At 72.7% G+C, this 25,054-nt stretch carries 19 protein-coding genes and 1 pseudogene; 10 read left to right on the top strand and 10 right to left on the bottom strand.

The genetic code is table 11. The features are described 5' to 3' along the window. Positions 1-129 precede the first annotated feature (129 nt). From AB0G63_RS36355 to AB0G63_RS36375, 5 genes and pseudogenes are all read right to left on the bottom strand, one after another. Positions 130-615: pseudogene (locus AB0G63_RS36355) on the bottom strand (flavin reductase family protein); the annotation flags it as partial. A 6-nt stretch (positions 616-621) separates the two neighbouring features. Beyond that, a complete protein-coding gene (locus tag AB0G63_RS36360) occupies positions 622-2,097 on the bottom strand; it encodes an amino acid adenylation domain-containing protein (RefSeq protein ID WP_360759254.1) in 1,476 nt (491 codons plus the stop codon). Then, positions 2,094-3,227 carry an acyl-CoA dehydrogenase family protein gene (locus AB0G63_RS36365; protein ID WP_360759257.1) on the bottom strand — a complete coding sequence of 378 codons (1,134 nt, stop codon included), beginning with the start codon at positions 3,225-3,227 and terminating at the stop codon, positions 2,094-2,096. The genes AB0G63_RS36360 and AB0G63_RS36365 overlap by 4 nt, the downstream gene beginning before the upstream one ends. 52 nt (positions 3,228-3,279) lie before the next feature. Then, positions 3,280-4,695: a citrate/2-methylcitrate synthase gene (locus AB0G63_RS36370; RefSeq protein ID WP_360759259.1), complete on the bottom strand. Its 1,416-nt coding sequence runs from the start codon at positions 4,693-4,695 to the stop codon at positions 3,280-3,282. Between the two features lie 195 nt (positions 4,696-4,890). Next, positions 4,891-6,213 (bottom strand): cation:proton antiporter, encoded by a 1,323-nt coding sequence (locus AB0G63_RS36375; protein WP_360759263.1) that lies wholly within the window; start codon positions 6,211-6,213, stop codon positions 4,891-4,893. 290 nt (positions 6,214-6,503) lie between these two features. Here AB0G63_RS36375 and ccrA point away from each other — a divergent pair, with 290 nt between their 5' ends. The 5 genes from ccrA to AB0G63_RS36400 are packed head-to-tail and all read left to right on the top strand — an operon-like array spanning position 6,504 to position 11,460. After that, positions 6,504-7,883: a crotonyl-CoA carboxylase/reductase gene (gene ccrA / locus AB0G63_RS36380; RefSeq protein WP_360759267.1), complete on the top strand. Its 1,380-nt coding sequence runs from the start codon at positions 6,504-6,506 to the stop codon at positions 7,881-7,883. After that, the gene (locus AB0G63_RS36385) at positions 7,880-9,763 is read left to right on the top strand and encodes a 3-hydroxyacyl-CoA dehydrogenase NAD-binding domain-containing protein (protein ID WP_360759270.1); all 1,884 of its coding nucleotides are present in this window, start codon (positions 7,880-7,882) and stop codon (positions 9,761-9,763) included. The genes ccrA and AB0G63_RS36385 overlap by 4 nt, the downstream gene beginning before the upstream one ends. 33 nt (positions 9,764-9,796) lie before the next feature. After that, positions 9,797-9,955, top strand: a complete 159-nt coding sequence (locus tag AB0G63_RS36390) for a hypothetical protein (RefSeq protein WP_360759273.1) — start codon at positions 9,797-9,799, stop codon at positions 9,953-9,955. After that, a complete protein-coding gene (locus tag AB0G63_RS36395; RefSeq protein ID WP_360759276.1) occupies positions 9,952-11,265 on the top strand; it encodes a glutamate-5-semialdehyde dehydrogenase in 1,314 nt (437 codons plus the stop codon). The genes AB0G63_RS36390 and AB0G63_RS36395 overlap by 4 nt, the downstream gene beginning before the upstream one ends. Before the next feature lie 15 nt (positions 11,266-11,280). Then, complete coding sequence (locus AB0G63_RS36400) at positions 11,281-11,460, top strand: hypothetical protein (protein WP_360759278.1); 180 nt, start codon at positions 11,281-11,283, stop codon at positions 11,458-11,460. A 66-nt stretch (positions 11,461-11,526) separates the two neighbouring features. Here AB0G63_RS36400 and AB0G63_RS36405 read toward each other — a convergent pair whose 3' ends face one another. Then, complete coding sequence (locus tag AB0G63_RS36405) at positions 11,527-11,706, bottom strand: peptidoglycan-binding domain-containing protein (RefSeq protein WP_360759308.1); 180 nt, start codon at positions 11,704-11,706, stop codon at positions 11,527-11,529. Positions 11,707-12,077: 371 nt separating this feature from the next. On the opposite strand from AB0G63_RS36405, the gene kdpF reads away from it, so the two are divergent. The 4 genes from kdpF to kdpC are packed head-to-tail and all read left to right on the top strand — an operon-like array spanning position 12,078 to position 16,715. Further along, positions 12,078-12,167, top strand: coding sequence for a K(+)-transporting ATPase subunit F (gene kdpF, locus AB0G63_RS36410; protein ID WP_360759281.1), 90 nt, complete (start codon positions 12,078-12,080; stop codon positions 12,165-12,167). A 37-nt stretch (positions 12,168-12,204) separates the two neighbouring features. After that, complete coding sequence (kdpA, locus tag AB0G63_RS36415; protein ID WP_360759284.1) at positions 12,205-13,869, top strand: potassium-transporting ATPase subunit KdpA; 1,665 nt, start codon at positions 12,205-12,207, stop codon at positions 13,867-13,869. After that, positions 13,869-15,998 (top strand): potassium-transporting ATPase subunit KdpB, encoded by a 2,130-nt coding sequence (gene kdpB / locus AB0G63_RS36420; RefSeq protein ID WP_360759287.1) that lies wholly within the window; start codon positions 13,869-13,871, stop codon positions 15,996-15,998. The genes kdpA and kdpB overlap by 1 nt, the downstream gene beginning before the upstream one ends. A 21-nt stretch (positions 15,999-16,019) precedes the next feature. Further along, complete coding sequence (gene kdpC / locus AB0G63_RS36425; protein WP_360759290.1) at positions 16,020-16,715, top strand: potassium-transporting ATPase subunit KdpC; 696 nt, start codon at positions 16,020-16,022, stop codon at positions 16,713-16,715. A gap of 374 nt (positions 16,716-17,089) precedes the next feature. Here kdpC and AB0G63_RS36430 read toward each other — a convergent pair whose 3' ends face one another. The 4 genes from AB0G63_RS36430 to AB0G63_RS36445 all read right to left on the bottom strand — a co-directional run bounded on the left by AB0G63_RS36430 (position 17,090) and on the right by AB0G63_RS36445 (position 23,323). After that, positions 17,090-19,594 carry a DUF4118 domain-containing protein gene (locus tag AB0G63_RS36430; protein WP_360759293.1) on the bottom strand — a complete coding sequence of 835 codons (2,505 nt, stop codon included), beginning with the start codon at positions 19,592-19,594 and terminating at the stop codon, positions 17,090-17,092. A 653-nt stretch (positions 19,595-20,247) separates the two neighbouring features. Continuing rightward, entirely contained in the window at positions 20,248-21,498 is a 1,251-nt protein-coding gene (proB, locus tag AB0G63_RS36435; protein WP_360759296.1) for a glutamate 5-kinase, read from the bottom strand. Beyond that, on the bottom strand, positions 21,495-22,508 hold the full coding sequence (locus AB0G63_RS36440) for an alpha/beta hydrolase (RefSeq protein ID WP_360759299.1): 1,014 nt from the start codon (positions 22,506-22,508) through the stop codon (positions 21,495-21,497). The genes proB and AB0G63_RS36440 overlap by 4 nt, the downstream gene beginning before the upstream one ends. Beyond that, on the bottom strand, positions 22,505-23,323 hold the full coding sequence (locus AB0G63_RS36445) for a WhiB family transcriptional regulator (RefSeq protein WP_360759302.1): 819 nt from the start codon (positions 23,321-23,323) through the stop codon (positions 22,505-22,507). The genes AB0G63_RS36440 and AB0G63_RS36445 overlap by 4 nt, the downstream gene beginning before the upstream one ends. Positions 23,324-23,954: 631 nt before the next feature. Here AB0G63_RS36445 and AB0G63_RS36450 point away from each other — a divergent pair. Then, positions 23,955-25,016 carry a PhlD gene (locus tag AB0G63_RS36450; RefSeq protein WP_360759305.1) on the top strand — a complete coding sequence of 354 codons (1,062 nt, stop codon included), beginning with the start codon at positions 23,955-23,957 and terminating at the stop codon, positions 25,014-25,016. Positions 25,017-25,054: the final 38 nt, after the last annotated feature.

Here is a 25,054-nt window from a genome sequence, read left to right on the forward strand (position 1 = left end):
GGCCGGTGAGGATGTCGCCGTTGAAGACCAGGACCGGGTCGTCGGGGCCGGAGTGGAGGCGGGAGGCGACGCCCGCCAGTAGGCCAGCGGCGTGTGCGTCGTGCTGACGTCGCCGTGCACCAGGCGCCCGATCAGGATCTGGTGGTCGCCCGCCAGGTAGCTGCTGGTCAGGATGCACTCGGCGGTGGCCACGTTGGCGTCGAGGACCGGCGCGGCGATCCGTTTGCCCGGGCTCCAGGCCACGCCCGAGAACCGCTCGGGCACCGGCGAGGCGAACGTCCTGGCGGTCTCGGCCATCCCGGAGGACAGGAAGTTCACCGCGAAGACGGAACTCTCGTGGATGGCCTCCAGCGTGCCGCTGGGATGCTTGACGCACACCAGCAGCAGCGGCGGGGAGGCCGAGACGCTGCACACCGCGCTGCACGTCAGGCCGCGCGGTTCGCCGTCGGAGGTGACGCTGGTGACCACGCTGACGCCGGTGGCCAGCGACCCCATCACCGAACGGAAGGTGTGCAGGTCGACCTGGTCAGGCAGGGTAAGGGAGGAACGGAGTTGTTCGGGCATCTGTAGATCCTCGTCGTCGGTGAGGCCCAGGAACGCCAGGGCCGCGGACATCGCAGGTCACCCCGGATCGACGGCCGTGATGCGCTCCACCAGGGCCTGACGGTCCGTCTTGCCGTTCGCCGTGAGCGGGAACGCGTCGACGACGTGCACCGCGTCCACCACCATGTACAGCGGCAGCCGGCTGGCGCAGTCGCGCTTGAGTTCCAGCAGGCCCGGCGCCTTGGGGCCCTCGGGCACCACCACGGCGTGGATGCGCGCGTCCAGGCCGCTGCCCACCACCACGCACGCCGCGGCCCGCACCCGCGGGTGCGCGGCGACCACGGACTCGACGTCGCCGAGCTCGATCCGGTGGCCGCGCACCTTCACCATCTGGTCGCGCCGGCCCACGTACTCCAGCATTCCGTCCGGGCCCATCCGCCCGATGTCCCCGGTGAAGTACGGGCCCTGCTGCGGCTCGCGGCCCCAGTAGCCGAGCATCACCGTGGGGCCGCTCACCACGATCTCGCCCTCGCGCGCCCGCGGCGGATGCAGCCGGATGCGGTCGCCGGAGGCCGGCGTGCCGATCGGCAGCGCGCGGGTGCTGCCCAGGTCCCGCTCGGTGACCTCGTAGCTGGTGCACACGTTGGTCTCGGTCGGCCCGTACCAGTTGAACATCCGCACGTCCGGCCACGCCTTGCGCAGCTCGTGCACCTGCTGGATCGGGAAGGGCTCGCCGGCGAAGACGCACACGCGCAGCGCTTCGGGCGGGTCGCCGACCAGCAGGTCGCCGCGCTGCATCATCAGGACCAGCGCCGACGGCACCGAGTACCAGACGCTGATCCGCTCCTCGCGCAGCAGCGCGCCGAGCTGGGCCGGGTCGTAGGCGAGGCCCTCGGGGATCAGGAAGACGGAGGCGCCCGCCTGGAAGGCGCCGTACAGGTCGAAGACGGACAGGTCGAAGTTGAACGGGGCGTGGTTGGAGAGCAGGTCCGCGTCGGTGAGCCCGGTCTCGGCGACGGCCCAGCGGACGAAGGACAGGGCGTTGCGGTGGCTGATGCACACGCCCTTGGGCTCGCCCGTGGAACCGGACGTGTACAGGATGTAGGCCGGGTCGTCGGGCTGGTTTTCGTGCACGGGCGGGGCGTCCGCGGCGGGCGCCTCGTCGCGTACGTCGTCGAAGGCGGCCAGCGGCAGCGCATCGGGCCAGCCGGCGTCGGCGGCGCGGCGGACGCCGTCGGCGTCCGCCACCACCAGGGCCGGGGAGCAGCCCTCGGCGATGCGCTGGACGCGGGCGGCCGGGTTGTTGGCGCTGACCGGGACGTAGACCGCGCCGACGCGCAGCGCCCCCTGCATCAGGGCGACGGCGTCCACGGTCTTGTGGGTCCACAGCACCACCCGGTCGCCGGGCCGCACCCCGCGCCGGTGCAGCGCGGCGGCGTAGCGGTCGGCGAGTTCGTCCAGCTCCCGGTAGCTGTGCACCCCGTGGGAGGTGCGCACGGCCGGGGAGTCAGGGGTGCGCCGTGCGGAGTCGATGACGAGTTGGTGGAGCCTCACAGCCCTATCTCCTTCACTATCAGTTGGCGCTGGATGTCGGAGGTACCGGAGAAGATCGTGCTGGGCACGGCGTCGCGCAGGACGGCCTCGATGCCGTCCTCGCGCAGGTATCCGCGCCCTCCGAAGACCCGTACGGCGTCGGCGGCGGAGGCCAGGACGCCCTCGGAGACGGCCAGCTTCGACAGGGCGATCTCCAGCACGGACGACTCGCCCCGGTCCATCGACCAGCAGGCGCGGTACAGCAGCAGCCGGGCGCTCTCCAGCCGCAGCTTGATGTCGGCGACGCGGTTGGACACCGACTGGAACTCACCGATGCGGCGGCCGAACTGGCGCCGCTCGCGGGCGTGTGCCACGCACTGCTCCACGAGCCGGTCCAGCAGCCCCACGTAGAGGGCGAACAAGCAGGCCCGCTCCCAGCCCATGGAGTGCTGGAAGATCGCCGCGCCCGCGCCGACGCCGCCGAGCACCTGCTCCTCGGGGACGAAGCAGTCCTCGAAGGTGATCGCGCCGGCCGGGCAGGAGAGCATGCCCATCTTCTCGTACGGCTGCCCGACGACGAGCCCGTCCGCGCCGCGTTCCACGACGAAGCCGGTCACGCCGAGGAAGCCCGCCTTGGGGTTCACGGTCCCGTACGTCACGTACACGTCGGCGGCCGGGCCGTTGCTGACGAAGCTCTTGGTGCCGTTGAGCAGGTATCCGCCGTCGACCGCCGTCGCCGTCACGGTGAGCCGTGAGGAGTCCGAACCGGCGTCGGGCTCGGTCATCGCGTTGCCCGCGATGAGCCGGCCCGCGGCCAGCTCGGGCAGCAGCCGGCGCCGCACCGGCTCGCTGCCGAACTCGGCGATCGGCACGGCGCAGGCGAAGGTGTGGGCCGCGGCCGCGAACACCAGGCCGGTGTCCAGGCAGCCGCGGCCCACCGCCTCCACCACGCGGGCGGTGTCCAGCGCGCCGAGGCCGCGCCCGCCGTGCTCCTGGGGCAGGCAGGCCCCGAGCATGCCGATCTCGCCCAGGCGCAGCCAGTCCTTGCGGCTGTAGAACCCGCCGTCCGGCGGCGCGGGGAAGGCGGCCCGGGTGGCCGCCAGCACCTCGTCGTAGCGCGCCTGTTGCTCTTCGTTCCAGCCGAACTCCACGTCTACTCCTGGGGTACGGGGAAGGCGGCGCCCTCCCGCCGTCGGTCGGTGGTCAGTTGTGCCCGGGCCCGAGGGCCTTGGGCAGCCGCAGGTTGCGCGGGCCGACGTAGCGCAGGCGCGGGTGGATGCGCCCCTGCTGGGCCCGCTGTTCCTCGACGTGCGCCAGCCACCCGGGGACCCGGGCGGCGGCGAACATGGGGACGAACAGGTCGGAGGGCATGCCGAGCATGTGGTAGATGGCGGCGGCGTAGCAGTCCACGGTCAGGTAGGGGCGGGGTCCCTTCGACGGGTGGGCGGCGGTCCGCACGGCGTCCAGCACCTCCAGGACGCGCTGTCCGTCGGGGCCGCCGCGCAGCCGCCTGGCCGCCTCGCGCAGCGGCCGGACCCGGGGGTCCTCCTCGGCGTACGAGCCGTGCCGGGCGCGCTCCTCGCGGGCCTGGTCGACGCGGCCGCGCAGGTAGGCGGCGGCGGTGGACGGGCTGTCGCCCTGCCGGGCCAGCTCGATGACCTGGTGGGCGGCGCCGCCGTGCAGCGGGCCGGTGAAGGTGGCGAGCGCCACGGTCATGGTGGCGAAGGTGTCGGCGCCGGTGCCGGCCGCGACGCGGGCGGCGAACGCCGAGGCGTTGCAGCCGTGTTCGGCCTGGAGGATGAGGCACAGGTCGACCAGCTTCACCCGCTCCGGGTCGCGGGGCAGGCCCAGCATGTGCAGGATGTTCTCCGCGTGCGACAACTCCGGTTCGGGGCGTGGGAGTTTGCGCCCCGACCGGGCCGCCTGCTGGATGGCGAAGATGGTCGGGATGCGGGCGACGAGCCGTTCCCCGAGGTCGATGTGGGCCGCCGGGTCGGCGTCGGCCTCCGCGGCGACCGCGAGCGCCGACACCGCCGTGCGCAGCACCGAGGACGTGCTGCAGCCCGAGTTCAGCACGAGGTTGGTGGCGACCATGGAGGGCAGTTCCCGTGCGGCCGCCAGCCGGGCGCGGAAGGCGGTCAGCTCGTCCCGGTCGGGCAGCCAGCCCCGGATCAGCAGGTGGACGACCTCCTCGAACGTCACCCGGCCGATCAGCTCCTGGACGGGATAGCCGCGGTAGGCGAGCCGGCCGCGCGCGGGGTCCACCTCGGAGATGCCGGTCTCGCCGATCACCATCTCGGAGGGGGCCTCGGGGGCCGGGGCCGGCCGGTCGGCCGGTCCGGGCAGGGGAGGGGCGATGGCGGAGGCGTCCCGCGGGGCCTTCATCGAGCTGAGTTCGGCCAGCCGTTCGTCGTAGAACTCGCGCAACTGGCCCACGGAGTCGATGCGTTCGATGAGGTGGTCGTCGAGGGTGGTGCCCAGTTCGTGTTCCAGGTGGACCTGGAGCTCCACGGCGCTGAGGTCGTCCCAGCTGGCCACGGCGCGGAGCTGCATCTCGTCGCCGATGAATTCCGACGGCATGTCGAAGACCCGGGACAGCGTGCTGATGACGGGGTGCACCTGGACCATCTCCTTGTCTGGACGTCACTACTTCTGTCGTTCCGGACGCCGCTTGTCGTGCGGGTGCCGTTCGAGGCCTCGCGTCCCGCACCGGTGGGCCGGGGCCGCGGCCGGCCGCCGGCGGGACCCGCGGCCGCTCGCCGGGCCGGACCGGGCCCGTGGCCGGTCACCCGGCCAGGCCGGGCCCGCGGCCGGTCACCCGGCCAGGTCGGTGGCCTGCTCCGCGGGTTCGGGCATGCGGACCACCGAGGCGGTGTGGCGCGAGGCGACCAGACCGAGCCGGTGGGGGAAGAGGTGGGGCAGCAACGGGCCGGTCATCGCCGTGGTGATCAGCGCCATGAGGACCATCTCGGTGAACAGCGTCTGGTCGAGCACGCCGAGGTTGAGCCCCACGCCGAGGATGATCAGTTCGGTCAGGCCGCGGGTGTTCATCAGCACGCCCACGCCGGTGGACTCCCGCCAGCTCAGGCCGAACGACCTGGCGGGCAGACCGGCGCCGAGCAGCTTGCCGCACATCGCGGCACAGAGGATGAGGGCCAGCTCGCCCCAGGCGGTCGGCGACATGTCCGCGATGTCGACGGAGAGCCCGGTGACGATGAAGTAGACCGGCAGCATCAGCTCCCCGGCGTGCTGCAGCGGCCGGAGCATCCGATCCTCCAGCAGGACGTGCGGTTTGCGCGGCATGACCAGGCCGAAGGCGAAGGCGCCGAAGATGGGGTGGATGCCGATCTTCGAGGTGGTGTACGCGGAGAGCAGCAGGCCCGCCGTGACCAGGGTGGCGAGGTGGACTCCGGAGCCCCTCCGGATCATCCGGGCCACGGCGCGGGCGAGCATCGGACGGACGACGACGATCATCGCGGCGCCGTAACCGGCCGACATCCACAGGGTGTCGGTGAACCCGGTGGTACCGGACGCGGTGACCACCGCGACCACGGCGGCCAGCAGGCACCAGGCGAGCACGTCGCCGAAGGCCGCGCTGGTCAGGGCGAGCGCGCCGACCGCCGTACGGCTGATGCCGTTGTCCTTGAGGATGCGGGCCAGCACCGGGAACGCCGTGATCGACATGCTGACGCCGAGGTAGAGGGTGAAGGAGGTCATCGGGACCTTCTCGCCGTCGACCACCGAGTGGTTGTGGTAGAGGAGCGCGGCGACGCCCATGCCGAGGATCAGCGGCGTGAGGATGCTGCCCGCCGTGACGGCGGCCACCGAGCTCTTGCGGCGGCGCATGGAGGCCCAGTCCAGCTCCCATCCGACGGTGAACATGAATAAGAGAAGGCCCAGTTGGGCCACCATCGACAGCAAGGGCCGCACGTCGTCCGGGAACAGACGGTGCGTCAGGTCACCCGGCAGCAGTCCGAGCAGGCTCGGGCCGAGCAGGATGCCCGCGGTGATCTCGCCGATGACGGCAGGCTGACGGGCTCTGCGTGCCAGGTGCGCCAGGGCGGTGCCCGCGATCAGGATGCCCGCGATGCCGGCGATGGCGGTGGCCTGCAGAGACTCGAGCTGGTGCGGTGTCACGGCAGCTCCCTCGGGTGTCTGGTGAGACGAACAAAATTCAACGAACAAGGAACTCAACTGGTGGTGAGTTTTGCATGCCGGGCGATGTCGGACAAGGGGCGTCCGGGTGCGGGTGCGGGTGCGGGTGCGGGTGCGGGTCGCGGGCGGGTTCGGACGGGGCTTGCCGGGGTTCTGGCTTCGTGTAAAACTCCTTGCCTGTTGAGTTCATTCTCTGTTGAGTTCTTCTCCGGTGGGAAGTCGGTTCCGACTCGGCACGCACCGGCGTGAACCGCGGAAGGTGGTGCCTGCTCATGCGCGAACTGGTGGAGGCGATCGAGTCCCCGGACTCGGTGCCGGCCGACGTGGCGGCCCTGGGGGTTCCCGACTCCTACCGGGCGGCCGTGCTGCACAAGGCGGACGCGGGCATGTTCGACGGCGTGCCGCTGCACGACCGGAAACCTGCCGACTCCTTGCACATCGAGGAGGTGCCCACCCCCGAACCGGGCCCCGGCGAGGTCCTGGTGGCGGTCATGGCGAGCGCCGTGAACTACAACACGGTCTGGAGCGCCCTGTTCGCGCCGGTGCCGACCTTCGCCCTGCTGGAGCGCTACGCCCGCATCGGCGGGCTCGCCGCCCGCCACGACCGGCCGTATCACGTCATCGGCTCCGACCTGGCCGGCGTCGTCGTCAGACGCGGCCCCGGCGTACGGCGCTGGAACGTCGGCGACCGCGTCGTGGCGCACTGCGTCTCCGTCGAACTCGAGGCCGCCGAAGGCCACAACGACCCCATGCTCGACCCCGAGCAGCGCATCTGGGGCTACGAGACCAACTACGGCGGCCTCGCCGACCTCGCGCTGGTCAAGGCGACCCAGCTGCTGCCCAAGGCGGAGCACCTCACCTGGGAGGAGGCCGCCGCACCGGGCCTGGTCAACTCCACCGCCTACCGCCAGCTCGTCACCCCCAACGGCGCCGGTATGAAGCAGGGCGACAACGTGCTGATCTGGGGCGCCGTCGGCGGCCTCGGCTCCTACGCCACCCAGCTCGCGCTGGCGGGCGGGGCGAACCCGATCTGCGTCGTCTCCTCACCCGAGAAGGCCGCCCTGGCACGCTCACTGGGCGCCGAGCTGATCATCGACCGGAACGCGGAGGGCTACCGCTTCTGGAGCGACCCGCACACCCAGGACCAGAAGGAGTGGAAGCGCCTCGGCTCCCGCATCCGCGAACTGACCGGCGGCGAGGACGTCGACATCGTCTTCGAGCACCCCGGCCGCGAGACCTTCGGCGCCTCCGTCTACGTCACCCGCAAGGGCGGCACCATCGTCACCTGCGCGTCCACCGCCGGATACGTCCACGAGTACGACAACCGCTACCTGTGGATGTCGCTGAAGCGGATCATCGGCACGCACTGCGCCAACTACCGCGAGGCGTGGGAGGCCAACCGCCTCATCGCCAAGGGCAGGATCCACCCCACCCTGTCCCGCACCTACGCCCTCGACGACGTCGCCCGCGCCGTGGAGTCCATCCACCGCAACGAACACCACGGCAAGGTCGGCGTGCTGTGCCTGGCTCCGGGCGAGGGCCTGGGCGTCCGCGACCCCGAACTGCGCGCCCGCCACGAACCGGCCCTCCACCGCTTCCGGGAGACGGCCACCCCGTCGGACCGGGCCCGGCTGAGCGGGGTGGCGGCGTGAACGCGGCGGACAACCGGGAAACAGGCGGCACCCGGCAGTCGGCAGCAGCCCGGCAGCCGACGGCCGTCCCGCGATCGGCGGCCACCACGGACCCGTCGGCCACCCCAAACCCGACGGCCACCCGGAACCTGACGGCCACCCGAGACCCGGCAGTCACCCGCGCCCCGGAGGAGCCGGGCGGTGCCGCGCTCGGGATCGTCGGCGTCGGTGTCATCGGCGGGGCGCTGGTGCGCCGGGCCGTGCTCGCCGGGCACGCCGTCGTCGTACGGGATCCGCGCCCCGACGCGCGGGCCCGGCTCACCGAGCTGTTCGACACGCCCGAGCAGGCGCGGGCCGCCGGCCGGCACATCCGGCTCGCCGGCGGCTGGGCGGAGTTCGCCGCGGCGCGCGTCGTGGTCGAGGCGGTGCCCGAGCGGCGGGACGTCAAGACCGAGGTGCTGCGCGAACTGGACCGGGTCTGCCCGCCCGACACCGTCCTCGCCACCACCGCCTCGGCGCTCTCCCTCACCGACCTCGCGGCGGCCTCCGGGCGGCCCGGACGGCTCGTCGGCCTGCACCTGCCGCTGCCCGCCGCCGGCCTCGCGGAGATCGGCCGCACCGTCATCGCCGACGCGTCCGCCGTGGCACGCGTCCGCGAACTGGTGCGCGCGCTGGGCCTGGAGGCCGTGACCCTGGGCGACCGCCCCGGCCTGGTCTCCGCCTCGCTCCTGTTCGGCTTCCTCAACCAGGCCGCCACGATGTACGAGCGGCGGGCCGCCGGACGAGACGACATCGACGCCGCCATGCGGTACGGCTGCGGGCTGCCCAGCGGCCCGTTCGAACTCCTCGACGTCATCGGCACCGACACCGCCTGCGACGTCCTCGACGCGCTGGCCGCCCGCTACGACGAGCCCGCCTTCGAACCCGCACGCCGGCTGCGCCACATGGCCCTGGCCGGGCTGCACGGCCGCAAGTCCGGCCGCGGCTTCTACGACTACCGCGAACCGTCCGCCGCCGGCCCCGCCCCCGCCCGCCGGTCGCAGGGCGCGTCCCCGGTGCGCCGGGTCGGCGTCGTCGGGACCGGCACCATGGCCACCGGCATCGCCGAGGTCTTCGCCAAGGCCGGCGTCGACACGGTCGTCGTCGGCCGGAGCGACGAGCGCGCCAAGTTCGCGTGGGAGGCGGTCGCCGCCTCCACCGGACGCGCGGTGCGCCGCGGCAAGCTCACCGAGGCGGACCGGACGGCCACGCTGGAGCGGCTGGCGCCGGCCGGCGACCTGGACCGGCTCGCCGACCGCGACCTGGTGATCGAGGCCGTCGCGGAGGACCTGGCGGTGAAGAAACCGCTGTTCGCCCGGCTCGGCGCGGTCGGCAGGCCCGGCGCCCTGCTCGCCACGACCACCTCCAGCCTGCCGGTGATCGAGTGCGGGCTGGCCTCCGGGCGGCCCGAGGACGTCATCGGCCTGCACTTCTTCAACCCGGCGCCGGTGATGCGGCTCGTCGAGGTCATCCCCTCCCTGGAGACCGCGCCCCGGCACGTCGACACCGCCCGGGAGGTGTGCCGGCGGCTCGGCAAGCACCCGGTGCAGTGCATGGACCGGCCCGGCTTCATCGTCAACGCGCTCCTGTTCCCCTACCTCAACGGCGCGGTACGGCTCGCCGAGAGCCACTACGCCGGCGCCGACGAGATCGACGCCGTGATGAGGCTGGGCTGCGGCTATCCGCTCGGGCCGTTCGAACTGCTCGACGTGATCGGCCTCGACGTGTCGCTCAGCATCCAGCGCGTCCTGCACGACGCCGACCGCCGCCCCGGGACCGTGCCCGCTCCCCTGCTGGGCCACCTGGTGGCGGCCGGCCGGGCGGGACGCAAGACGGGCGCCGGTTTCCGGGTCTACGGCTGAGCCGGGCAACCCCGGCAGGACAGGGAGAACCCCATGAAGAGCACGGGCCCCGAACCCACCGCCCGCGGCGACGCGGCGGACGCCCTCGCCTGGGCGCTGCTGGCCGAACTGATCGGCTGGTCACCGACGTCCGCGGACGTCCTGCCCCCGCACGCCCCGGCGCCCACCGCCGAACACGGGGAGGACCGATGACGACCACGGCACACCGGCACCCCCGAACCGGCGACGCACCCGCCCGCACCGTCCGCGAGGCGGCGCTCGCCGCCCGGGCCGCCGCGCGCGCCCTCGCCCTCACCACCGGGGCCGAGCGGGACGCCGCGCTGTCCGCGATGGCGCGGCGGCTGACCCTCGACCCGGCCGGGATCCTCGCCGCCAACGAACGTGACGTCGCCGCGGCCCGCGCCGCCGGGCGGTCGGCGACCGTGCTCGACCGGCTGACCCTCACCCGCGGCCAACTCGACGGCCTCGCGGCCATGTTGCGCACACTCGCGGACCAGCCGGACCCGGTCGGCGAGATCGTGAGCGGGGGAGTGCTGCCCAGCGGTCTGGAGGTGCGCCGCGTCCGGGTGCCCCTCGGCGTGGTCGGCATGATCTACGAGGGGCGGCCCAACGTCACCGTCGACGCCGCGGGCCTCTGCCTCAAGAGCGCCAACGCCGCCCTCCTGCGCGGCTCCTCGACCGCACGCCACACCAACGCCGCCCTGGTCGCGGCCCTGCGCGAGGCCCTCGCCGAGACCGGCGTCCCCGTCGACGCCGTGCAGGTCGTGCCCGGCACCACCCACGACTCGGTACGCGAACTGATGTCCCTGCGGGGCCTGGTGGACGTCCTCGTGCCGCGCGGCGGCGCCGAGCTGATCCAGGCCACGGTGCGCGACGCCGCGGTCCCGGTCATCGAGACGGGCGTCGGCAACTGCCACGTCTACGTCGACGAGCACGCCGACCTCGACAAGGCACTCGCCATCCTGCTCAACGCCAAGACCCAGCGCCCGTCCGTGTGCAACGCCGCCGAGTCCCTGCTGGTGCACGAGGCCGTCGCGGCCGACTTCCTGCCCCGCGCGCTGCGGGCGCTGACCGAGCACGGCGTGCTGGTGCACGGCGACGCGCGGGTGCGCTCGTTCCACGACGCGGTGGTGCCCGCCGCCGACGCGGACTGGGACCGCGAGTACCTGGCCCTCGAACTCGCGGCCGCCGTCGTCGGCTCCCTCGACGAGGCGGTCGAGCACATCCGCCGGCACGGCAGCGGCCACACCGAGGCGATCGTCACCGACTCGCAGGCCGCCGCACGCCGCTTCGTCACGTCGCTGGACACCGCGGTCGTCGCGGTCAACGCCTCCACCCGCTTCGCCGACGGCGGGGAACTCGGCCTCGGCGCCGAACTCGGCATCTCCACCCAGAAACTCCACGCGCGCGGCCCCATGGGGGTGACCGCGCTGACCACCACCAAGTACGTCCTGGTGGGCGACGGTCACATCCGGGGCGGAGCCGCCGCCCCGGCGCCGTAGACGGGAGGTCGGTCCATGTACATACGGATCATCACGGAGACCAGACCGGCGGGCCGGCTGGTGTACGAGCGCAAGCCGCACGGGGACTCCTGGCCGGCCGCTTTCCGGCCCGCCGCGCCCGAGGCCCCGCGCCTGGCCCTCGCCGGCGTGGACGAGGACCCGGCCGAGGCCCACATCGTCCGCGGCATCGACTGACGGCTCGCCGCCGGAGCCGGTCGTTCCGGCCCCGGCGGCGAGCCGGGTGCGTCCGACCGGCAAGGATCAGGCGGCGCGCAGCGCCCGCCAGGTCTGCGGACCGACCATGCCGTCGACCGAGATGGGGTGCCTGCCACTGGCACTCCGGTTGGCCTGGAGCCTGCGGACCGCTGTCCCGGTCTTCGCGCCGTAGTCCCCGTCGACGGGCAGCTTCGGGCCGTCGTAGTGCGCGTGGTCGTCGATCAGGCACTTGCAGCTGTGCCTACCACGCCGTGTCCGTCATGCCGGGATGGCGTGCGCACGGCGCCTCGCCATACCTGACGGGGCCGGGATGCCGATTCGGCCGACCCGCGAGCCATGCGTCAAGAACTCATCCAGCAGATGCCCGAGGGCATGAAAGAGTCGACAATGAGGCGTATTGGGTCAAATGGGCAAGATTTGCCCTGAATGCAAAGGTTTGTGTCGACGGTGTCCTGCCCTTGTTCCACATGCCGCAGGTGACCGTTCCCTTCCTGTCGACGCTACGGGGTGCTGCATATGCCGGATCTTGGATTCGTCGTCCTCGCCATCGCCACGTTCGCCCTGATCGGTCTGATCGCCAGGGGAGTGAGCCGATTGTGAGCCTGGACAACATCGTCGGCCTGGCCGTCGCCGTCTGCCTGGCGATCTACCTGGTCCTGTGCCTGATCTTCCCGGAGAAGTTGTAGCCGCGTTCCTCACGGTCCGTGGCCGGAGAGGGCCTCCATGAACGCCACTCTCGCGGGCTGGCTGCAGATCATCGCCCTGGTCGGTGCGCTGGCCCTGACCTTCCGCCCGCTCGGCGACCACATGGCCCATGTCCTCACCTCCCCCCGTCACTGGCGCGCGGAACGTCTGGTGTACCGGATCGGTGGCGTGCATGCGGACGCCGAGCAGACGTGGCCCGGCTACCTGCGCAGCGTGCTCGCGTTCTCCGTGGTCTCGGTGCTGTTCCTCTACGGCTTCCTGCGGCTGCAGAATCATCTGCTGCTGTCCCTCGGCACGAAGCCGGTCAGCCCCGACCTGTCCTTCAACACCGCCGCTTCCTTCGTCACCAACACCGACTGGCAGGCGTACTCGGGCGAGTCGGCCCTGGGCCACCTGGTGCAGATGGCGGGCTTGGCGGTGCAGAACTTCGTCTCGGCGGCGGTCGGGATCGCCGTGGTCGCGGCCCTGATCCGCGGGTTCGCCCGGAAGAAGACCGACCGGGTCGGCAACTTCTGGCAGGACCTCATCAGAGTCGTGCTGCGGATCCTGCTGCCGATCTCGCTGTTCATGGCGGTCGTGCTGGTCGCCGCGGGCACAATCCAGAACTTCCACGGCTTCGAGTCGATCACCACCGTCGCCGGGCAGCATCAGTCCGTCCCCGGCGGCCCGGTCGCCTCCCAGGAGGCCATCAAGGAACTCGGCACGAACGGCGGCGGGTTCTACAACGCCAACTCCGCCCACCCCTTCGAGAACCCCGATCCGTTCACGAACTGGCTGGAGGTCTATCTGCTGCTGGTGATCGGATTCTCACTGCCGCGCACCTTCGGCACGATGGTCGGCGACAAGCGGCAGGGCTACGCCATCGTCGCCGTGATGGCGCTGATCTGGGCCGCATCGGTGGCCGTCGTCACCGCCAACGAGCTGCACAGCGTGAGCAGTACGGCCGGACACGCGGCCGACGGGATGATGGAGGGCAAGGAGCAGCGGTTCGGGATCTGGGCTTCGGCCCTGTTCGCCGTGTCCACGACCCTCACGTCATGTGGGTCGGTCAACTCCTCCCACGACTCGTACACGCCGGGCGGCGGCGGCCTGACGATCTTCAACATGATGCTCGGCGAGATCGCCCCCGGCGGCGCCGGATCCGGTCTCTACGGCATCCTGGTCCTGGCCGTCGTGGCGGTCTTCATCGCCGGCCTCATGGTCGGCCGTACGCCGGAGTATCTGGGCAAGAAGCTGCGCGGCCGGGAGATGAAGTTCGCCTCGCTGTACATCCTCACCACTCCGGCGATCGTGCTGGTGGGCACCGGCGTGGCGATGGCGCTGCCGGGCGAGCGGGCGGCGATGCTCAACCACGGTCCGCACGGCTTCTCCGAGGTGCTGTACGCCTTCACCTCGGCCGCCAACAACAACGGCTCCGCGTTCGCCGGTCTGAGCGCGAACACCGTCTGGTACAATACCGCGCTCGGGCTGGCGATGCTCCTGGGCCGCTTCCTGCCGATGGTGTTCGTGCTGGCGCTGGCCGGATCGCTCGCCCGGCAGCAGCCGGTGCCCGTCACAGCGGGCACGCTGCCCACCCACCGGCCGCAGTTCGTCGGCCTGCTGTCCGCCGTGATCCTCATCGTCGTCGGCCTCACCTACCTGCCCGCGCTGGCGCTGGGGCCGCTCGCGGAAGGGCTGCGCTGATGCCCGCCACCTGGGAGGCCAAGGCGCCGAAGGGCCCGCCGGAGGCCGAACCGCACCGGGTCTCCGGCGGAATGCTGGAGCCCAGGCTGCTGCGCGCCTCCGTCCCCGGTGCGCTGCACAAGCTCGACCCGCGCCTGATGGTCAGGAACCCCGTGATGTTCGTGGTCGAGGTCGGCGCGGTGCTGACCACCCTGTCAGCGATCAGGGACCCGAGCGTCTTCGCCTGGGTGATCACCATCTGGCTCTGGTTGACCGTGGTCTTCGCCGATCTCTCGGAGGCGGTGGCGGAGGGACGCGGCAAGGCGCAGGCGGAGACACTGCGCCGGACGAAGAAGGACACCATGGCCCGCCGTGTCATCCGTGCCGGGCGGCCCGGCGCGCCGGAGGCCACCGAGGAGGTTCTGGGCACCGAACTCCGGCTCGGTGATCACGTCGTGGTCGAGGCCGGCGAGATCATCCCCGGTGACGGCGATGTGGTCGAGGGAATCGCGAGCGTGGACGAGTCCGCGATCACGGGGGAGTCGGCGCCGGTGATCCGCGAGTCCGGCGGCGACCGCTCCGCCGTGACGGGCGGGACGAAGGTACTCTCCGACCGCATCGTGGTGCGGGTCACCTCGAAACCCGGCGAGACCTTCATCGACCGCATGATCGCGCTGGTGGAGGGCGCGAACCGGCAGAAGACACCGAACGAGATCGCGCTCGACATCGTCCTGGCCTCGCTGACCATCGTCTTCCTGATCGCTGTGGTGACCCTGCAACCGTTCGCCGTCTTCGCCGGCGCCGAGCAGTCCATCGTCATCCTCGTGGCACTGGTCGTCGCCCTGATCCCGACCACGATCGGCGCGCTGCTCTCCGCGATCGGCATCGCGGGCATGGACCGGCTCGTACAGCGCAACGTGCTGGCCATGTCCGGACGCGCCGTGGAGGCCGCGGGCGACGTCAACACCCTGCTGCTGGACAAGACCGGCACCATCACCCTGGGCAACCGGCAGGCCGCCGAGTTCATGCCGGTCAGCGGCGTGGACCTGGAAACGCTGGCGGACGCCGCCCAACTGTCCTCGATCGCCGACGAGACACCCGAAGGACGCTCGATCGTGGTCCTCGCCAAGGAACGTCACGCGCTGCGCGCACGGACCGAAGGCGAGCTGACGCACGCCGAATTCGTCCCGTTCACCGCACAGACCCGCATGTCAGGGGTGGACCTCACCGACGAACCGGACAGCCGTTCCCTGCGCAAGGGCGCGGCCACCGCGGTCATGCGCTGGGTCCGCGAACACGGCGGCCACCCCACCGACGAGGTCGGCCCACTGGTCGACGGCATCTCCGCCACCGGCGGCACGCCGCTGGTCGTCGGCGAGGTGGTTCGGCGGGCGGGAGGCGAGAGCGCCCGGATCCTCGGGGTCATCCACCTCAAGGACGTCGTCAAGCGCGGCATGCACGAGCGCTTCGACGCACTCCGCCGCATGGGCATCCGCACGGTGATGATCACCGGCGACAACCCGCTGACCGCCAGGGCGATCGCGCAGGAGGCCGGCGTCGACGGCTTCCTCGCCGAGGCCACCCCCGAGGACAAGATGGCCCTCATCAAGCGGGAGCAGTCCGACGGCAAGCTGGTCGCGATGACCGGTGACGGCACCAACGACGCGCCCGCGCTGGCCCAGGCGGACGTCGGCGTGGCGATGAACACCGGTACGTCGGCCGCCAAGGAGGCCGGCAACATGGTCGACCTCGACTCCAACCCGACCAAGCTGATCGAGATCGTCGAGATCGGCAAGCAACTCCTCATCACCCGAGGTTCGTTGACCACGTTCTCCATCGCCAACGACATCGCCAAGTACTTCGCGATCATCCCCGCGATGTTCGCCGGCGTCTACCCGGGGCTGCACCGTCTCAACATCATGGGCCTGCACAGCCCGACCTCGGCCGTCTCCTCCGCGATCATCTTCAACGCGCTGATCATCATCGCGCTGATCCCGCTGGCGCTGCGCGGCGTCCGCTACCGGCCTTCGTCGGCGGCCGCGCTGCTCAGCCGCAACATCTGGATCTACGGCCTCGGCGGGCTGGTGCTGCCCTTCCTCGGCATCAAGACCATCGACCTGATCGTCCAGTTCATCCCCGGACTGCACTGACCGACAAGGAGGGTGATCTTCGTGTTCGGCTCCCTGGCCCATGTGGTCCGCGACCATCTGGCGGCGCTGCGCATGTTGCTGGTGTTCACCGTGATCACCGGTATCGCCTACCCGCTGACGATCACCGGCATCGCCCAGGGCCTCTTTCCGCACCAGGCCAACGGATCGATGATCAAGGACAGCGGACGTCCGGTGGCCTCCTCCCTCCTCGGCCAGAACTTCGACCTCCCCCCGCGCAAGGGCCGGACCACGGCGGCGCCCGACCCCAAGTGGTTCCAGCCCCGCCCGTCCGCGGCGGGAAGCACCGGCTACGACCCGACCAGCTCCGGCGCCTCCAACCTCGGCCCCAACAGCGACACGCTGGTCAGGAGGATCGCCCAGCGCCGTGCCGCCGTGGCCGCGTTCGACGGCGTCCGGCCGGGCAGCGTTCCCGCCGACGCGGTCACCGCCTCCGGCTCCGGTCTCGACCCGGACATCTCACCCGCGTACGCCTACGAGCAGGTGAACCGGGTGGCGAAGGCCCGTGGGCTGGATCCGGCCGCGGTCCGGCGGCTCGTCGCGGCACACGTCACCGGCCGCCGGCTGGGCTTCCTGGGGCAGAAAAGCGTCAACGTCGTCCGGCTCAACCACGATCTGGACGGGTCGGGGCCGACGATGAACACGCACCGCGCACCATGCGTCACGCCGTCGGCCAGGGAGCCGTGCAGCACCTGGTGACCGCGACTGCGCCGGCCGGCCCCAGCACGTGCCGACTCGCCTGCTCAGCACGCGTGAAGTCCAGAATCGCACCGGCCACGTCCTCCCCGGCGACCTGGACGTACCGGCCCCCGAGCTCGGCCGGAAGGCGGCGCCGGCCGTTCAGCGACGGGAGGTCGGGTTCGAGGCCACCGGGGTCGGCCACGCATACCCGTCGCCGCCGGGAAGCCGGGCCGCGGGCGCCTTCATTTCGAGCGCACGCAGCACCTGCGGCGTGACTGACTCTGTGCCGGAACCGGCAGTCCGGCGCCACGACCGAAGAGGAGGACGCGGCGGCGCCCGTACCGCCGCCTGCTTGCCCGGCGACGGTGTCCGCGACCGCTCGTACCGGCGGTTCAGTCCGTGGCTGTCCGCGCCGCGTCAGCGCGCTTGGCCGCCGCGGGCAGGCTCAGTACGGCGGTGAGCCCACCCCCGTCCGTGACGTCCCAGCGCAGTTCGCCGCCGATCAGCCGCGCGAGGTCCGTGCACAGGCGCGGCACCAGACCAGTGACCGGAGCCGGGACACCGACGGCCTCCCCCGCTTCGACGTCGAGGGAACCATGATCGGCCACTCTGATCTCGACATGGCCGTCGGCCGTCCCCACGGCCACAGCGGGAGCTTCGCCCGCGGCGCTGCGGCGCAGCGCATGGGCCGCCAGATCGGTCACCACTCGGGTGAGCACCGTGGCGTCCGCGATCACGTCCGGGAGATCCTCGGTCATCTCCAGGGCCAGGGTGTGCCCGCCCGGCCCGAGGTCGCCGAGGGCTACCGCCATGACCTCGTCCATGTCGACCGGCCGCAGATGCACGTCCAGGGCTCCGGCGTGCACCCGGCTCAGGTCCAGCACGTCGCCGACGAGCGCCCCGATCCGGCGGACGGCCTGCTCGGACCGATCGCACAGCGCAGCCCACTGTGCGGCGGTCGCGGGCGTCCGACGCTCCCGCAAGGGCTCCAGCGCCCCTCGCGCCGCCGCGACCTCCTGCTCCAGGTCGCTCGCGGCGGCCTGCAGCGCCTCGGCACGGCGCCGGTCGGAGGCGGCACGCTCGCTCAGCGCCTCGGCCTGCCGGCGGCTGCGCCGGCTCTCCCAGGACGCCGCCACCTGGGCGGCGCAGCCGTGCAGCAGGCGCCGGTCGTCCGCACCGAGAGGCCGGCCGCGCGCGGCCAGCGCCAGCTCATCGGTCACCGACACCGCCGTATCCGCCTGCTCCGGTCGCTCGGGCGGGCGGGAACCCGAACTGGCGGTGACGAACCACTCCCGGCTGTCCGGCCTGTCCCGCTGCAGCAGACTGAGTGCCTCGAGACCGAAAGTCGTACGGACACGTTCCAGCAGAGCCGGCAGATCGTCCCGGTCACGCAACGCCGACATCGCAAGCTCCGCGAGGACTCCCGCCTCGGCCGAAGCCCGTGCGTGCCGACGAGCCCGCCGGGCCGACCGCTCGACGGCAGCACTGACCGCGGCGGCCACGGCCAGGAACACCACCAGGACGGATGCGTCAGCGACGCGAGCCATGGTGAGCGAGTGGAGTGGCTGAACGAAGAAGTAGTCGGCCAGCACACCGGCCCCCAGCGCGGCGGCCAGCGCCGGATAAAGGCCGCCCACCAACGCGACGCCCACCACCGCCATCAGGTAGATCAGCAGCTCACCGGCCAGTCCGAACCCCCGGACGGCGGTCAGGAGCACGGTCAGTACGGGCAGCAGCACCACCGCCAGCACCAGCCCCCACCCGAACCGGCCCCGGCCGAGACCACCCGTCAGCGGAGGCAAGGCCGGAACCCTGGCTCGCTCCGTGCGCTCGTGCGTCAGGACGTGCACGTCGAGGCCACCCGCATGCCGGGTCACCCGAGCCACCACACAGTCACCCAGCACCTCGTGCAGCGCATGGTGTGCCCCGCCCAGCACGATCTGTGTGGCATCCTCCGCACGCGCGAACCGCAACAGCGCCTCGGCGACGTCCGCGTCCACCACCTGGTGGTAGCTGCCGCCCAGCGACTCCACCAAGGCCCGATGCCCGGCCAGCACCGCCGGATCGGCTCCCGCCCGGCCGTCATCGCGCGCCACGTGCACCGCCAGCAGCTCACTGCCGGGGATCCGGCCCGCGATCCGCACCGCACGCCGGATCAGCGCCTCCTCATCCCGTTCGCCGGACAGCGCGACGACGATCCGCTCCCTCGTCTCCCACGGCGCGACGATGCCGTGCTCCGCGCGATAGCGCTGCAGCCCCTCCTCGACCCGGTCCGCCACCCACAGCAACGCCAGCTCCCGCAGCGCGGTGAGGTTACCGGGCCGGAAGTAATGGGTGAGGGCCACCTCGACACGATCCGGCGGACAGACATTGCCGTGAACCATACGGCGTCTGAGCGCCTCGGGAGTCATGTCGACCAACTCCACCTGCTCCGCGCGCCGCACCACCTCGTCCGGGATCGTCTCCGCCTGCCTGATCCCGGTGATCTCCTCCACCACATCCGCCAGCGACAACAGGTGCTGGATGTTGAGCGTGCTCACCACGTCGATCCCCGCGTCCAGCAGTTCCTCGACGTCCTGCCAGCGCTTCTCGTTACGACAGCCGGGCACGTTGGTGTGGGCGAGTTCGTCGACAAGGGCCACCTGCGGCCGACGCGCCAGCACCGCGTCCAGATCCATCTCCGTGAGCTCCATGCCCCGGTACACCATCGTCCGACGCGGCACCAGTTCCAGCCCATCGGCCATCTCCAACGTCAGCCGACGGCCGTGCGGCTCCACCAGACCGATCACCACATCGGTGCCGCGCCCCCTGCGGCGCTGCCCCTCGGCCAGCATCGCGTACGTCTTGCCCACCCCGGGAGCCGCTCCCAGGTACACCCGCAAACGCCCACGAGCCACCACCGACCACCTCCTGCCCCGCCCCCTCACCGCGGCCCGGGCCCGATCGCGTCCGGCAGCTGATCCGCTATCCATACTGCGACCGCTTGGGCACGAATGCCACGAAGACCGACCCGGAACACCGGCAGCTCGCATGGGGGCAGGTACGGCCGCCCGGAGTCGGCTCTCAGACGCGGGCTGGGCGAGCACGCGGGCAAGCACCCCGCGGTCGCCTCGCTGTACCGGGCCCTCGCCGAAGCCGAGACGACCGAGGCGCCGGCCGGACCCCGCCGACCTCCACAGCGCCATCGACCCCGGCCTGATGGAGCGCCTCCGACGGCAGATCCTCGATGGCACGTGTGCTGCGGTGCCGTGAGTGCGCCGGCCTTCACCGTCCGGCGGCGGGCTCGGCACTCGACGGCGGCGAACACGGCTTGCTGCTGCTCGGCCGCCTTGCAGGCGGCGTCGCACGCGTCCAGGCCCCGGCCTGACCACCAACCGGCCCCGAAACGAAGCAACCAGCCGCCTGCCGGGTCGTCCGCCGCCCGCCGGGCGGACTCCTGCCCGAGCGCCGCCGCGGCTCCTGCCTGCGGCGAGCTGCCCCGGACGTTCGAGCAGCGGGCGGCAGCCGCCGCGCACATCAGCCGCCGGACGGAGCCCGGACCGGCCGGGGGTCAGCCCGTCGGCCAGTTCGGCGGCAGGCCCGCGGGCGCGCCGGGCCGGGCGGAATCGTGGACGGGCACCTCGCGGGCGGGCCTGACCCGTACGCTGACCCGCCGGCGCAGCTGGGCCGGGAGTCCGGCGCGGGCGGCGGCCGGCAGCAGCACCAGGTCGTCCTGGCCGACCACCTCACGGCCCGAGCGGCCGCGCAGCAGGGCGAGTTCCTGGACGGCGAGCGAGGACAGCCCGCGGCCGACCACCCGGCCCGCCTCGTCCACCAGCTCCACCGGGTCGCCGGCCACGAAGTGCCCCTCGACCCGGGTGACGCCCTCCGCGGGCAGCGGCCCGCGCCCCTGCACCAGCGCGTGCACGGCCCCGTCGGTGAGCTGCACCGTCCCGCGCGGGCTGCTGGCGTGCTCCAGCCACAGCAGGTGGTCGGAGCCCCGGTCGCCGGTGCGGTGGAACAGCGTCCCGGTCTCCCGTCCGGCCAGCGCGTCCGCGGCGTGCCGGGCGGCCGTCAGCACGACGGGGACGCCCGCGGCGGTCGCGATCCGGGCCGCCTCCACCTTGGTCACCATGCCGCCGGTGCCGACGCCGCTGCCCGTACCGCCGATCTCCACGTCCCGCAGGTCCTGCGGGCCGCGCACCTCGCGCAGCCGCCGGGCCCCGGGCCGGCGCGGGTCGCCGTCGTACAGTCCGTCGATGTCCGACAGCAGGACCAGCAGGTCGGCCCTGACCAGGTGGGCGACCAGCGCGGCGAGCCGGTCGTTGTCGCCGAACCGGATCTCGGCGGTGGCCACGGTGTCGTTCTCGTTGACGACGGGCACCGCGCCCATGGTCAGCACCTGGGCCAGCGCGCGGTAGGCGTTGCGGTACTGGGTGCGGCGGCCCATGTCGTCGGCGGTCAGCAGCACCTGGCCCACCCGCAGGCCGTAGCGGGCGAAGGAGGCGGTGTAGCGGGCCACCAGCAGCCCCTGCCCGACGCAGGCCGCCGCCTGCTGGCGGGCCAGGTCCGCGGGCCGTTCGGTCAGGCCCAGCGGGGCGAGGCCGGCGGCGATCGCGCCGGAGGAGACCAGGACGATCTCCGCGCCCGCGACGCGGGCCCGCGCGAGCACGTCCACCAGGGCGTCGACCCGGTCGGAGTCGAGTCCGCCGAGCGCGGTCGTCAGCGACGACGAGCCCACCTTCACCACGATCCGGCGCGCCGCCAGCACGTCGCGGCGCAGCCCCGTCTCACCGTCCGCGTCGGTGTGCGGGCGCGTCACCGCGCTGTCGCCATCGGCTCGGCGGGGCGGGGGCGGGAGCCACGGGGCGGCTCCTCGGGCCGCCGCAGTTCGCGCAGCAGCGCGTGCACCGTCTCCACGACCAGCACCGGCCGCTCGTACGGCAGGTCGTGGCCCTGTTGCGGCACCGTCTGCAGGACGGCGCCGGGGATGTCGTCGGCCAGCCGCGCGGCCTGCTGCGGCGGGGTGTAGCCGTCGAGCGCGCCGACCAGGACGCGGGTGGGCACCCGGCCAAGTGCGGCCAGGCGTCCGGCGCAGTCGTGGGTGGTCAGGGCGGCGTAGAACTCGGCGACCGTCAACGGCGGGATGTCGCGCAGCGCCCGCGCGTCCGTGCGGACGCCCTCGCCCCGCGGCCCCGCGCCGAACAGCGCGCGCCACACGGGGGCGGTCGACGGGTGGGAGAGCGGGCCGGTGAGCAGCCGGTGCACGGCGCGGGCCCAGCCGGGGGAGCGCAGCAGGCCGGCGGCGACCGCCCGGCGCCCGGCGTCGGCCCGGCGCTGCGCCTGCCCTTCGTGGGGCGCGGCGGGCGCTGCTCCGACCTGGTCGAGGCAGGTCGAGATCAGTGCGACGCCGGCCACCCGGGCCTCGAACATGCCGGGCCGGTGCGCGGCGAGCTGCTGGATCGCCATGCCGCCCATCGAGTGGCCGACCAGCACCACGGGACCGTCGAGCCCGGCCGTGGTCTCGGTCAGCACGCGGCCGAGGTCGCGGCCGAGGAGGGCCATGTCCAGCAGGGCGGTGCCACGGGTCGAACGGCCGTGCCCGCGCTGGTCGTAGCTGACCGTCCGCACCGCCGGGAAGCCGGGGCGGGGCCGGGTCAGCGCGTCGATGTGCGGCCGCCAGCCGCGGGCGGACAGCGTCCAGCCGTGGCACAGCACGACCGTGGCCCGGGCATCGGGTGCGCCGTGGGTGTCCACGACGATCTCGGCGCCGTCGTCGGTGGTGACGGTCCGGGTCAGCAGGCGCGGCGGCGCCGAGGCGAGCGCGCTCATGACGCCCGCACGTTCCCGGCGCCGGCCGCGCCGCCCAGCCGCACCCAGCGCCGGGGGCCGCGAGGCCGGTCGGGTTCCGCCGCGTGGGCCTTCGGCACTCGGGTCTCCGGCGTACGGGTCCCGGTCACGGGGGCGCCGGCGGCGGGGCCGTCGGGCGTAGCGGTACCGGGCGGGGCCGACCGGGGAGCGCGGACCGCGGGCGTAGCCGGCTCGCCCGAACGGCGGACGCCGTCACGCGCCCCGGCGGTCGCGGCCTCGGGCGCACCCGCCCGCGCGGCCGGCGTCCGCGTCCTGCCCGCGGGGACCTTCGCCGGGGTGAATCCCGGCATCCGGTGCACGGGCCCGCGGGTGCAGGCGGAGGCGTAGTCCGCCGCGCGCCAGGCCTGCTGGACCTGGCTGAAGGTGAGCCCCAGCGCGGCGGCGATCCGGCCCGGTTCCCACCCGTGCCGGTGCAGGAACCACACGTACGCCGGCCGTTCCCGCGGCGGCGCGGTGATCCGGCGTCCGCCCTGCGCGAGGAACGCGGCCAGTTCGCCGGGCATCTCCCGCAACGAGGCGGCGACCCGCAGCACTTCGCGCCGTTCCCGCACGGTGAGCCCGCCCCAGATCCCCGTGCTCTCCTCGTGCAGCAGCGCCTCGCGCAGACACTCGCGGGTCACCGGACAGCGGGCGCACAGGCGTTTGGCGGCCGTCTCGCGGTCGGAGTCGTCGGTGCCGCCGGCGGGCGGGAAGAAGGTCTCGGGGTCGGCGTCGCGGCAGACCGCGCGCTCCACCCAGGGGTCGGTGTCCGCGCGGTGGCGCGCCGGTGCGTACATGGCGGTCGGCCCTTTCTCGGTGTGGACGCGGGTCGCTCGTACCGCCAGACTAAACTCAACATGCGATGATTTCAATGGTTGATGACATTCGTCGTGGAGCGGTCGCCCGCGGCGACGAATGTGGTTGAGAGCTGGACGAACGCGTTCGCCCGACCGATTCCACGAGCGTTGAAATTCGGTCTTGCCGCGGCACCCGCTCTGCCGTACGGTCACGTCAGAGACACGGTCCGAGACCGAAACGGTTCCGGAAGGGTCCACCGGCGTGCTTCGGGCTGCGCATCCCGGGTGTCGTCAGTCGGGGCGCGGCCGGCGGTGGAGAGTCTCACGGGCATCCTCCGGACCGCCGTACGCCGGCAGGTGCAGTGATCCCAGTTCCGCCGTTCCGCCGTTCGGCACTTCCGCATTCCCGCACTTCAGCAGTTCTGCAGAAGCTCCACATATTTCTTTCCGCGCTGCAAAGGCGCTCCCGACGGGGGAGCACGGTCAGAGACCGGGGGTGTTCGGCGTGCGCAGACTTCCAGGACGAGAGCCGACGGGCCACGGCCCGGGCCGGAGCCCGGGCGCGGACAGACCGGGCGGGTGCGACCGGCCCGCACAATCCCAGCAGATCTCCCACAGTTTTGGAGACGTCGTGCCAGTCGTCAGCGCACCTGTCGTCGCTCTGCCCCGCCATCAGGTCACCACTGATGAAGTCCTAGAACGCCTCGCGGAGTTGTACCCCGACCACCCCAGATCGGCCGACATCCGCCGGATCATAGGCGCCACCACCGTGCGTACGCGCTGGTACACCAGGCCCCTGGCCGATCAGCTGCGCAAGGAGTACTCCCTCGTGGAGCGGACCCGCGAGCACCTCGCCGACTCCCTGGACATCGCGGAGAAGGCCGCGCGCGGCTCGCTGCGGGAGGCAGGACTCGAGCCTTCCGACGTCGACGCCCTGGTCGTGGCCAGCGCCACCGGACACACCATACCCGGACTCGACATCCCGCTGATGGCGAGGCTGGGACTGCGGCCGTCGGTGCGCCGCGTCCCGGTGACCCAGCTGGGCTGCGCCGGCGGGGTGTTCGGCATCTCCACGGCCATGGATCTGGTGGCCGCCCGTCCGGGAGCCACCGTTCTCGTCGTGTGCGCCGACGTGTTCAGCCACTACCTGCACCGGGGCGACCAGGGCATGGACGGCATGATCTTCAAGGGCATCCTGGGGGACGGCGCCGGCGCCTGCGTGGTCCGCTCGCGGGCGAGCGGCCCGCACATGGAACTCACCGGGTCCTGGGAGTGCGTGCAACCAGGCAGTCACCACCTCGTCGGTTCCGACACCCACGGCGACGGGCTGCACGCCCACAACTCGCCCGGACTGCTGAACGCGATCCGCGGTCTGCTGCCCCGCCTCGGCGACTGGCTTGCCCGGACCGCGCCCGAAGGCCCGGACAACGCGCCGGAGTTCATCGTTTCGCACACCGGAAGCCCGAAAATCCTGGACTGTCTCGAGGAGGGCTTCGGATGCCCGCCCGAGATGTTCGACCGGGCCCGCGACTCCCTCCGGGAGGTCGGCAACCTCGGCTCCGCCTCGGTGCTGGAGGTGCTGGAGAGGACCTTCGCCAAGCCGCCCGCCGAGGGCGCGCGCGGAGTCGTGCTGGGTGTCGGGCCGGGCATCTTCATGACGGCCGTCCGCGCCACCTGGCGGCAGGGAGTCTGAGCGGGCGGGGGGGGGGGGGCCCGCCTAAGCGGCCCCCC

Origin of the sequence: Streptomyces sp. NPDC020996 (assembly GCF_040641355.1) — a bacterium.
GTDB lineage: Bacteria > Actinomycetota > Actinomycetes > Streptomycetales > Streptomycetaceae > Streptomyces.